Source organism: Brotocaccenecus cirricatena (assembly GCF_020687045.1).
Lineage (GTDB): Bacteria > Bacillota > Clostridia > Oscillospirales > Oscillospiraceae > Vescimonas > Vescimonas cirricatena.
On the sequence record NZ_JAJEPW010000094.1, the window covers coordinates 1 to 7,627 of the forward strand.

Annotated in this window: 9 protein-coding genes; 6 read left to right on the forward strand and 3 right to left on the reverse strand. The window is 63.5% G+C overall.

All coding sequences use genetic code 11. The features are described 5' to 3' along the window. Positions 1–227: 227 nt before the first annotated feature. Both LKD37_RS16290 and hemW read left to right on the forward strand, forming a co-directional pair. A complete protein-coding gene (locus LKD37_RS16290; RefSeq protein WP_302930137.1) occupies positions 228–458 on the forward strand; it encodes an ATP-binding protein in 231 nt (76 codons plus the stop codon). 1 nt (position 459) lies between these two features. After that, positions 460–1,668 carry a radical SAM family heme chaperone HemW gene (gene hemW, locus LKD37_RS16295; RefSeq protein ID WP_302930138.1) on the forward strand — a complete coding sequence of 403 codons (1,209 nt, stop codon included), beginning with the start codon at positions 460–462 and terminating at the stop codon, positions 1,666–1,668. Between the two features lie 80 nt (positions 1,669–1,748). On the opposite strand, the gene LKD37_RS16300 is transcribed toward hemW, so the two are convergent. From LKD37_RS16300 to LKD37_RS16310, 3 genes are read right to left on the reverse strand one after another with little or no spacing between them, the layout of a single operon-like run. Continuing rightward, positions 1,749–3,509, reverse strand: coding sequence for a hypothetical protein (locus LKD37_RS16300; protein ID WP_302930139.1), 1,761 nt, complete (start codon positions 3,507–3,509; stop codon positions 1,749–1,751). Then, complete coding sequence (locus LKD37_RS16305; RefSeq protein ID WP_302930140.1) at positions 3,484–4,383, reverse strand: ABC transporter ATP-binding protein; 900 nt, start codon at positions 4,381–4,383, stop codon at positions 3,484–3,486. The genes LKD37_RS16300 and LKD37_RS16305 overlap by 26 nt, the downstream gene beginning before the upstream one ends. Then, a complete protein-coding gene (locus LKD37_RS16310) occupies positions 4,376–4,741 on the reverse strand; it encodes a GntR family transcriptional regulator (RefSeq protein WP_302930141.1) in 366 nt (121 codons plus the stop codon). The genes LKD37_RS16305 and LKD37_RS16310 overlap by 8 nt, the downstream gene beginning before the upstream one ends. A 279-nt stretch (positions 4,742–5,020) precedes the next feature. Between LKD37_RS16310 and LKD37_RS16315 the strand changes: the two genes are divergently transcribed. The 4 genes from LKD37_RS16315 to LKD37_RS16330 all read left to right on the forward strand — a co-directional run bounded on the left by LKD37_RS16315 (position 5,021) and on the right by LKD37_RS16330 (position 7,413). Continuing rightward, the gene (locus LKD37_RS16315; protein ID WP_302930142.1) at positions 5,021–5,953 is read left to right on the forward strand and encodes a diacylglycerol/lipid kinase family protein; all 933 of its coding nucleotides are present in this window, start codon (positions 5,021–5,023) and stop codon (positions 5,951–5,953) included. 158 nt (positions 5,954–6,111) lie between these two features. After that, a complete protein-coding gene (locus tag LKD37_RS16320) occupies positions 6,112–6,393 on the forward strand; it encodes a DUF2325 domain-containing protein (protein WP_302930143.1) in 282 nt (93 codons plus the stop codon). Continuing rightward, a complete protein-coding gene (locus LKD37_RS16325; protein WP_302930144.1) occupies positions 6,390–6,947 on the forward strand; it encodes a DUF3793 family protein in 558 nt (185 codons plus the stop codon). Before LKD37_RS16320 ends, LKD37_RS16325 begins: the two co-directional genes overlap by 4 nt. Positions 6,948–6,987: 40 nt before the next feature. Continuing rightward, positions 6,988–7,413: a flavodoxin domain-containing protein gene (locus LKD37_RS16330; protein ID WP_302930145.1), complete on the forward strand. Its 426-nt coding sequence runs from the start codon at positions 6,988–6,990 to the stop codon at positions 7,411–7,413. Positions 7,414–7,627 lie beyond the last annotated feature (214 nt).

A 7,627-nucleotide genomic window follows, 5' to 3' on the forward strand; every position in this document is an offset into this window, starting at 1 on the left:
TGTTATACTCTTACTCATGAGGAATATGGTCTCCTTTCGGAAAGTTTGGTGTGGTAGCTTAACTTTAACACATGAGGTCCTATTCCTCATACCCTTTTTATTCAATTGCCCAAGATGTATTGTAGTCCTACACGACGAAGCGGGCCGCCTTTCATATCCCGGCTTGAAAAATTCCGCCGAAGCCGCTATACTATTATAGAAAATACCTTAAAGGCAGGTGCCCCTTTATGTACGATCCCGCGCATCCCTTCGGACGCAAGCGCTACAGCCGCGCCGTTATCGACCCCGTCAGCTGCACCGGCTGCGGCTACTGCACCATGTTCTGCGTGATGGACTGCATCGTGCTGCGGCCTGACGGCCTGTATACCGTGGACCTGGAGCGGTGCATCGGCTGCCGGTCCTGCAAGGTCAACTGTCCGTTTGACGCGGTGACCATCCTGCCGCCCAAGGAGAACTGATATGAAAAAGCCTGTGATCGACCGCAACCGCCCCCTGGGCCTGTATCTGCACATTCCCTTCTGCAAGGCCAAGTGCGCCTATTGCGATTTTTACTCCCTGCCCCACAGCGAGGAGAAGATGGACGCCTATGCCGCGGCCCTGGCCCGGCACATCACCGAGGTGGCCCCCCAGATGCAGAACCACCGGGTGGACACCGTCTATTTCGGCGGCGGCACCCCCAGCTATCTGGGCCACAAGCGGCTCATCGCCCTGCTGAAAACCGTGAAGAAGCAGTGCCGGGTCTGGGACCGGGCGGAGATCACCCTGGAGGCCAACCCCGACAGCGCCGGAGACTGGCGGGCCCTGCGGGCCCTGCGCCGGGCGGGCTTCAACCGCATCTCCCTGGGGGTGCAGTCCTCGGATGACGAGACCCTGCGGCGGCTGGGCCGGATTCACACCTGGCAGCAGGTGAAGGACGCCGTGGCCGCCTGCCGCAAGGCCGGGCTGGACAACATCAGCCTGGACCTGATCTACGGTCTGCCGGACCAGACTATGGAGCAGTGGGAAAACACCCTGGCCGACGCCCTGGTGCTGGCCCCCCGGCACATCTCCTGCTACGGGCTGAAGCTGGAGGAGGGGACGCCCCTGTATGACCGGCGGGAGAGCCTGAACCTGCCGGACGGGGACCTGCAGGCGGATATGTACCTCTACGCCGTGGAGCTGCTGGGCCAGAACGGGTATCAGCAGTACGAGATTTCCAACTTCGCCCAGCCGGGCTATGAGTCCCGGCACAACCTGAAATACTGGATGCTGGAGGAGTACGCGGGCTTCGGCCCCGGGGCTTACTCCGACTTCGGAGGCGTGCGGTATGGGTACACCCGGGACCTGGACGGGTACATAGCCGGCCGGCTGGACCTGGCGGAAAGCGAGCACATCTCCCCCCAGGAGCGGGAGATGGAGTATATCATGCTGCGGCTGCGGACCGCCCGGGGCATCGACATCCGGGAGTTCGAAAATCGGTTCCGCCAGCGCTTCACCCCTCTGGCGGCCATTCTGGAGAGCTGCGCCGCCCACGGTCTGGCCCGGCAGACGGAAACCGGCTGGTGCCTGACGCCCCGGGGCTTCCTGGTGTCCAACCGCATCATCGGGGACCTGCAGGAGGAGCTGAACCGGGAGAAGGCCCAGCGCCTGGCCCGTGCCGCCCAGGGGGATTACCGGGTAGTGGAATAAAGAAAACTGCTCAAAAAGGGCGAAGCCCTTTTTGGACAAGCCAAAGGCCCCGGGGCTTCCCCCGGGGCCTTGGTGCGTTATCAGTCTATGTTGATCTCACCGATATCCTCCGCCGGGATGCCCAGGTCCAGCAGGGCCTGGGTCAGCTCCTTGTAAGAGGACTTGGTGCTGCTGATGGTGTACCTGTCGCCATCGCGGAACAGGGTGATCTCGACTCCCAGCCAGGCGTAGTCGCCATCCACCGGAAGAACGTTCTCCGCCCGGATATCCCGCCAGGCGGCGTCATACAGGGCCTGGGCCTCCTCCGCCGTCAGCTCCCGGGTTTCGATGGTGTTCTTCAGCCACAGGTCGCCGCCGGTGGGCTGCCAGCCGGACGGGGGAACGTTGCCGTTGAACATAACATAGGTCTGCACCTCCTCCAGCCGGGCCACCTGCTCCAGAGCCGCCTTGACCGGCTCCGTCATCGCCAGCCGGTAGCACCGGGCCATGGAGGTGCCGTCCTTCAGAACATAGTGCACCTCAAAGGTCCTCCGGTAGTTCGCATCTGCGGCGCGATTCTCCGCCAGCTCCGCCTGGGCCTTTACCAGGGTCTCCAGGGACTGGGGGTCCTCCAGGGTAAAGCTGGTGTCCAGGCAATATACCCGGGCCCGGGCCACATCCTCCGCCTGGGGCGTCCGGTCGGCGTAGCCGAACACGTCCGCCCGCAGCACCACGCACAGCAGCACCAGCACCAGGGCCGTCACCGCCGCGCCGGGCAGGCGCTTGGGCAGCACCCGCAGGGTCTTGCCCACCAGCATGGCCGCCGCCAGATAGCACACGATGCCCATCACGGCCATGCACACGCACAGACGGGCGGGGCTGAAGTCGCCGCTGCGGCCCACGGACACCAGGACATACAGCAGCATACCCAGGGGCAGACCGCCTACCAGCCCCACGCCCAGCCGGAACACCGGCCGCATCCAGGAAAAGGCCGCCGCATCGCCGGACAACTCGCTTTTCCGCCGGCCGTACAGCAGCCGGGACAGGACCGTCAGCACCAGGGCCACGGCGGTGAAGATCAGCAGGGTCCGCCAGCCCTGGGGGGTCAGGCCGCTGGCGCAGTCGGCGTTCTGTATGTAGTTCTCGGGCAGCTTGCCGGTGAGAAACGGCGAATATTTAGGGCCGCTTTGGCCCAGGTCGCAGATCAGCTGATACACCGGCGTCAGCCACCGGGTAATGACGGGCTGGACGTCCGGCATGGTGAAGCCGTCCAGCAGAAGCTCCGCCAGCTGCTGGCCCAGCCAGGTCAGCGCCACCGCCAGGCAGTTGACGGCGGCGTACAGCACCGGCACCGCCAGCAGCCACCCGGTGACCATGGCGCACAGGGTCCCCAGGGCCAGGAAGATCAGGTCCAGCAGGGTGGCCACCACGAACCACGTCAGCAGGGCCGGCGTCAGAGCCAGGCCGCCCAGCAGGGCCGTAAGGGCCGTCACCGCCAGCACCAGCAGGTTCCCCGCCGCCAGCATGGCCCAGCCGGTGAGAAAGTGGGTCCAGAACAGGGTTCCCCGCCGCTGGGGCAGGGCGTGCATGGCCCCCACGGACCGGGTCTGCATCAGATAGGAGAACACCGCCGTGGCCATGATGCCGCCGAAGATCAGCGCCAGCACCACGGCGGTGGCGTAGGTATCGGCGCACAGCTCGGTCAGGTTCACCAGGGCGGGATTCCGCTCCGCGGCCCGGTTCCACACCGGGATGGGCAGGAAAAGCAGCCACAGCCCCACATACAGGAACAGCACCGGCCAGTAGCGCCGCAGGTCGCTGCGGGCGATGGCCCCGTTAAAGAATGATTTCGCGGACCGCATAGTCAGCACCTCCCAGCTCATAGATGAAAATTTCCTCCAGGGTCAGGGGAATGGCCTCCAGCAGCAGGGGCGACAGGGCCTGCATCCGGTGCAGGATGTCCTCCCGCTTGCCCCGGATGATGTAGGTATACACCCTTCCCACGGCGGACCGGTGCAGCACCTCCAGCTCCGGGGGCAGGGCCGGTTCCTCCGCCGCGGCATAGGCTGCCTGGATCTTCACGGTGTTGTCCTGCAAGTCGGACAGACTCCGCTCCAGCAGCACCTTTCCCTTGTTCAGGATCCCCACATGGTCGCACACGTCCTCCAGCTCCCGGAGGTTGTGGCTGGACACCAGCACCGTGGTGCCCCGGTCGGCCACGTCCCCCAGCAGCAGGGACCACACCTGCCGCCGCATCACCGGGTCCAGGCCGTCCACCGGCTCATCCAGCACCAGCACCTCCGGCATGCAGCTCATGGTCAGCCAGAAGGCCGCCTGCTTCTGCATGACCTTGCTCATCCGCCGCAGGGGCTGCTTTTCCGACAGGGGGAACACCTCCCGCAGCTTGTGATACCGGTCCCAGCTGAAGAAGGGGTGGGTCCCGGCATACAGCCGGGCCATCTCCCGGATGCTCGCCTGGGGGAAGAAGTACCAGTCGTCGGGGATCGCCGCCATGCGGCCCTTCACCGCGGGATTTTCGTATACCGGCTGCCCGTCCAGGGTGATTTCGCCGCTGTCGGGCCGGTATATGCCGGTGAAGTGCCGGATGATGGTGGATTTTCCCGCGCCGTTGGGGCCCACCAGGCCGTATACCGCCCCCTGGGGCACGGTCATGCTGACGCCGTCCAGAGCCCGGAAGCCGTCAAAGGTTTTCACCACGTTTTTTGCCTCAAGCATCGCTGTCCCCTCCTTTCCAAAGGTCCGTCCATTCCTCCCGGGTCATGCCCAGGTCCCGCAGCTCCTCCATCAGGGGCTGCACCCGGGCGGTGACCTCCGCCCGCCGCTGCCGGTTCTGTTCCCGGACCTCGCAGACGAAGGTGCCCCGGCCTGACACGGTGTATACATACCCCTCCGTCTCCAGCTGGGAATAGGCCCGCTGGATGGTGTTGGGGTTAATGGCCAGCTCCGTGGCCAGGCTCCGCACCGACGGCAGCTTCTCCCCCGCCGCCAGGACTCCTGTCACCATCAGACTGCGCAGGCCGTCCCGCACCTGCTCATAAATGGGCCGGGCGTCCCGGTAATCCAAGCGTATCACCTGCTATGCCTCCTTTCATGTGTATTAGCTGTATTCATACGCTTATTATAGCGGGATGTCCCGCCTGTGTCAAGCAAAATCCCGCCTGTGTCCCGCAAAAATTGCAGTAGATATTTTGGCCGGACCGGTGTACAATATGGGCAGGAACCTGAACCGGCGGCCGAATCCTGACGAAAACTTTCCAGAAATTTTCAAATTGTTCATATACTTTTTTGCCGCCGTGCTACAATAGGTTGCAGTTTGTAACCGAATCTTAAACTTTGCCGGGAGGGTGCTGCAATGAAGCACATCTTTATCATCAACCCCACTGCGGGGAAATATGACAGCCGCCAGCGGATCTATGAAATGGCCGATCACCTGCGGACGGCTCACGGTCTGGACGTGCAGTGCATCCTCACCAAAAAACAGGGCCACGCCACCGAGATCGCCCAAAAGCTCTGTCAGACCGGGGAGCCCCTGCGGTTTTACGCCTGCGGCGGCGACGGCACCGTCAACGAGGTGGCAAACGGCATCATCGGCTATGACAACGCCGCCATGAGCGTGATCCCCGTGGGCACCGGCAACGACTTCCTGAAAAACTTCGGCGGCGATATGGACAAGTTCCGGGATGCCGAGAACCTGTGGGACGGTCCCCAGTTCCCCATGGACGCCATCGACGTCAATGGCCGGGTGGCCCTGACCATCGCCTGCTCCGGCATCGACGCCCGGGTGGCCCGGGACGTACATAAATACAGCGAAAGCCCCATTCTGGACGGCAAAAGCAGCTATATCGCCTCTCTGCTGGTGAACTTCCTGTTCAAGGGCATCGGCTCCCACTGGACCGTGGAGCTGGACGGCGAGACCATCGAGGACGACTTCTCCCTGGTGTCCGTGTGCAACGGGCGGTATTACGGCGGTGGGTTCATGCCGGTGGCCGAGGCCCGGATGGACGACGGCGTGCTGAACACCCTGGTGGTGAAAAAGGTCAGCCGGGGCACCTTCATCAAGTTCGTTGGCCCCTATTCCAAGGGGCAGTACTATAAATTCCCCCATGTGGCCCGGTGTGTTGCCCCCAAGGTTGTCCGCATCCGGTCTGAAAAGCCGGATATCGTCACCTGTCTCGACGGCGAGTGCATCACCTCCGACGATGTGACCATCCGCCTCAGTGACAAGCGGCTGAACTTCTTCGGCCCCGCCGGCTGCGACTGCAACCGCACGGCCCGGGACATCTGATCCCTTTCCGCAAAAAAATCAATTTGGAGCCGTATCCGCCGTTTTGGAGTGGATACGGCTCCTGCTTCTGCATATAATAAGACCATACAAGGCGTCCGGGCGACGCTGTTTTTACAATACGACGGTTAAAGAACCTTAACCATAGAAAGGAGACCGCTATGAGCGTTGTGATATTGGGAGGAAACGAGTGCATGGAGCGCCGGTACAAGGAGCTCTGTCAGACGTACCGATGCCAGGCCAAGGTGTTCACCAAGCCTGCCGGGGGCCTGCGGAACAAGCTGGGCAATCCCGACCTGATGATCTTTTTCACCGGCACCATGTCCCACAAAATGGTGCAGGGGGCCCTGAGCCAGCTGAAGGGCCAGGACACCATCATCGAGCGCTGCCACACCAGCTCCCTGTCCGCTCTGCGGGGGATCCTGGAAAAGCACGCCGGATGAGGCCCGCGGAGGAGACGGTGGTGCGCCAGTGCGCGCCCACCCTGGCCGGGATCAAAACCGGCAGTCTGTTTCCCTGCCCGTACCAGTCCCGCCAGCAGCTGCTGGCGGACATCCGGCGGATGAACCGGGTGCTGGTGCCCCGGGGGCTGTGTCTGCTGCCCATGCGGATGGACGACGGCCGGGCGCTGCTGTATCTGTACCGGCCCCAGGCCCTGTGCCGGGACCTGGGGGACGATCTGGCCTGCCGTCTGCTGCGGCAGGCGGGGTATCCCTGCGGCAGCTGCGGCCAGTGCGTGGCCCGGCTGGTGCAGCGCCTGCGGACGGAGGAGGACTTTCCCCATGAGGTGGGGCTGTTCCTCAGCTACCCGCCGGAGGACGTGCAGGGGTTCATCGACCACCGGGCCATGGACTTCAAGTGCGCGGGCCTGTGGAAGGTGTATGGCGACCAGCAGCGGGCCCAGGCCCTGTTTGACCGGTTCCGCCGCTGCACCCAGCGCTACTGCGCCCTGTGGCAGACCGGCCTGCGGCTGGAGCAGCTGGCAGTGGCGGTCTGACGAAATATTCTGTTGTTATATCAAGAAAGGAAGTACAACTATGAAAAAGACTCTCGTGATCTATTGGAGCGGCACCGGCAACACCGAGGCCATGGCGGGCGCGGTGCTGGAGGGCATGAAGGCCGCCGGAGCCGACGCCGCCCTGCTGACCCCGGACCAGGTGACTCCCGCCAGCCTTTCCGGCGTGTCCTCCGTGGCCATGGGCTGCCCCGCCATGGGCAGCGAGGTGCTGGAGGAGATGGAGTTCCAGCCCATGTTCGACAGCATCAAGAACCAGATGGGCGGCAAGGCCGTGGGCCTGTTCGGCTCCTTCGGCTGGGGCGATGGCGAGTGGATGCGCAGCTGGGAGAAGGACTGCGACGACGCGGGCATCAACCGGGTGTGCGACAGCATCACCTGCTGCGAGGCCCCGGACGACGATGTGCTGGCGGCCTGCCAGGCCATGGGCCGCAAGCTGGCGGAGTAAAAGCTCCATGAAGCTCCGGCGGATGCTGCGCAGGAAGCTCCTGTTCTGGGCCGCCGTGGCCGCCCTGACCCTACTGGCCGCCGTTTTATCCCTTTGACTGTCAAAAAAGGGTAAACCCTTTTTTGACAGTCAAAGGCTTGCAGTCTGCCGCGCGCATAATTTGTTCGCTGAAAGCGAACAAATTCCACACTTGCAGACCGAGAAGTGGGTTTTT

Coding starts and splice junctions, on each gene's coding strand:
- LKD37_RS16290 (WP_302930137.1), top strand. CDS start 228: ATGTACGATCCCGCGCATCCCTTCGGACGCAAGCGCTACAGCCGCGCC.
- LKD37_RS16305 (WP_302930140.1), bottom strand. CDS start 4,383: ATGCTTGAGGCAAAAAACGTGGTGAAAACCTTTGACGGCTTCCGGGCT.
- LKD37_RS16325 (WP_302930144.1), top strand. CDS start 6,390: ATGAGGCCCGCGGAGGAGACGGTGGTGCGCCAGTGCGCGCCCACCCTG.
- hemW (WP_302930138.1), top strand. CDS start 460: ATGAAAAAGCCTGTGATCGACCGCAACCGCCCCCTGGGCCTGTATCTG.
- LKD37_RS16330 (WP_302930145.1), top strand. CDS start 6,988: ATGAAAAAGACTCTCGTGATCTATTGGAGCGGCACCGGCAACACCGAG.
- LKD37_RS16320 (WP_302930143.1), top strand. CDS start 6,112: ATGAGCGTTGTGATATTGGGAGGAAACGAGTGCATGGAGCGCCGGTAC.
- LKD37_RS16315 (WP_302930142.1), top strand. CDS start 5,021: ATGAAGCACATCTTTATCATCAACCCCACTGCGGGGAAATATGACAGC.
- LKD37_RS16300 (WP_302930139.1), bottom strand. CDS start 3,509: ATGCGGTCCGCGAAATCATTCTTTAACGGGGCCATCGCCCGCAGCGAC.